The sequence below is a fragment of the Moorena sp. SIO2C4 genome (assembly GCF_010672485.1).
GTDB classification, from domain to species: Bacteria; Cyanobacteriota; Cyanobacteriia; order Cyanobacteriales; family Coleofasciculaceae; genus Moorena; species Moorena producens.
Genome location: NZ_JAAHGN010001151.1, coordinates 1 through 2279, shown reverse-complemented (window position 1 = coordinate 2279; position 2279 = coordinate 1). Strand labels below are relative to the sequence as shown.

3 protein-coding genes are annotated in these 2279 nt (G+C 42.2%); all 3 read left to right on the top strand.

The genetic code is table 11. From position 1 onward, the window contains the following. Positions 1-852: 852 nt before the first annotated feature. Entirely contained in the window at positions 853-1020 is a 168-nt protein-coding gene (locus F6K20_RS34865) for a hypothetical protein (RefSeq protein WP_154659652.1), read from the top strand. A 399-nt stretch (positions 1021-1419) separates the two neighbouring features. Then, a complete protein-coding gene (locus F6K20_RS34860) occupies positions 1420-1842 on the top strand; it encodes a helix-turn-helix domain-containing protein (RefSeq protein ID WP_044492023.1) in 423 nt (140 codons plus the stop codon). Positions 1843-2042: 200 nt separating this feature from the next. Then, positions 2043-2279, top strand: a 237-nt coding sequence (locus F6K20_RS34855) for a hypothetical protein (protein ID WP_287297859.1), incomplete at its 3' end; no start/stop codon positions are given.

Below are 2279 nucleotides of genomic sequence, written 5' to 3'. Positions count from 1 at the left end.
TAAAGTCTCAGCTTCTTGGGGATTCGGTCGGGAAATGTTTTCATCGGTCATTGACTTCAGCTCTCTTTACATTGACAAAGTTACTCATATTTGAAAATCTTGTGTAGGGTGCGTTAGGGGGGCGATCATTTTCTGCCTCGTAGCCAGGGTTATGTTGCTGCCCGTAACGCACCACCGTGTCAAACAGCAAAAACGAGATATACCCGTATAGCACAAGCCACAATCACACAATTATTGATTAAGTTACTGGCAAGCTGCATCTACAGCTTCGATTGATAAGGGGGAAGTTAGAGAAGTTAACAACCCGCCTTTTCAATCAAATCCGTAAATTTACCAGACTATAAACTTATAAAAATTAGTATTATCTGATTATCTAGTATGATGAGCTATCAGGGTTGTAATTGGGGTAACAACAACTTGTCTAGCCAAACCATAACAAATAGCTATATTTTTAAGATTATTTACTTTGAGTATAGTTTATTTGATAATACTATACCACAATCCGGAACAAGAGGAACCAACTAGAGACAATTTTAATCTAATCTTTTATTCTTTCATCAGAGGAAATAACCCCTTTCCAAATAGGTCATGAACACTAAGGCGGATTTCTGATCACATCAAAAAATCCCGGAGTCCTTTGCTAATATTCTCTTTCAGCTGTTTCTTGTTTCCGGTTAGAGCAATTCTCTGTTTACATCTCATTTGAAAACCCTAATGTCCCTGAAACAATCGATAAATTTTAAGACTTATGAATTGACAAAAAAGCAAAAATGTGCATAGGAGAGAATAGAAAAAGCGATCGCATTCCCTATGGTCGAGTAACAAAGGGTTCCAGGAAAGCGTTCCCGTAGCGTGACCTACGGTCAATCGCATTTCCATAACAAAGGCAACAGGGTAACCATTCAGCCGTCAGCGGTCAGCGGTCAGCGGTCAGCGGTCAGCGGTCAGCGGTCAGCTTTCCCTAACTCAGATAAAAAAATGCTTACCTGTTTTATTCAAAAGCTGATGACTGATAGCTGATAGCTGATAGCTGATAGCTTACGCAACAGGCAACAGGCCAGAGCTGATATTTCGATAATGCAATAGTTTTATAGAACCCTTTTATCCTAATCATCCTACAATCTCTACACATCCCATACATCCCACAGAATTAGAAATTGCGACAATGCAATAGTTTTATAGAACCCTTTTATCCTAATCATCCTACAATCTCTACACATCCCATACATCCCACATGATTAGAAATTGCGACAATGCAATAGTTTTTAGCACCCTCTTATCCTGTTTAACTTGCTACACCCACTCATCCCATTCGTTTCTCTTTTAAATTGTGACAGTGCAATAGTTTTACCATGCCCTGGCATTTTCCGAAAAAGTGTGTTAAAGTAATAATATCGTTAAAGCAATGGTTTGCGACCCATGATGATTTCTACCGCACAAGCCGCTGAATTACTTGGTGTTTCTGCCACTCGCGTCCGTTACCTTCTGGGTAAGGGCAGAGTTAAAGGCGCTTATAAGGTGGGTAGAACTTGGGTAATTCCTTTGTTTGATGGCATGCCGGTGGTGACTCCTGGCACTCGCGGACCAAAACGGAACTGGTCAAAGCGTACAGAGTACACTAAGGCTGTGATCCACGTTAATCAGAAAGTCATTCGCCAAAATCTCAAGACCGGAGAGCGTAATCCTGTGATTACGGTGAAGCGAGGCTCTAAAAATGTTTACGGTCATACGGTAGAGGTCAATGGCCCCTGTCGGGTGATGTATCGTCCAGATGATCCCCTCAAGTGTGGAGCACGGGTCTGGATTGAGACGATTTCTGATTTTGAAGTGATTTCAGCTTGATGGGGAATTTGCGATAGCGTAGCGTGACCTTAGGCCAATCGCATTCAAATCGAATCAACCAGAAGCTGGCTTATCCTTGATGAGGGAGACTTTAGCGATCGCGTTTTTTAGCAATTATATTTTTTTGCTTCCATAATAAGTATGGACAACTTAGTCATTACATTACTAAACTGTTGTCCATTTATATTGGATATTATTCAGTGAGAAGCAAAACGAAGCAAAACCGTCAAACCCTATCCCTCTGCTCCCTACTCCCGACTCCCGACTCCCTACTCCCGACTCCCGACTCCCTACTCCCGACTCCCGACTCCCTACTCCCTACTCCCTACTCCCTACTCCCAACTCCCTACTCCCTTGCTGTCAAAACCAGCTTAGCCACTAAGCAAAGCTTCCACAAATTCATAACTAGAGAAAGGCCGCAAATCTTCAATCCCTTC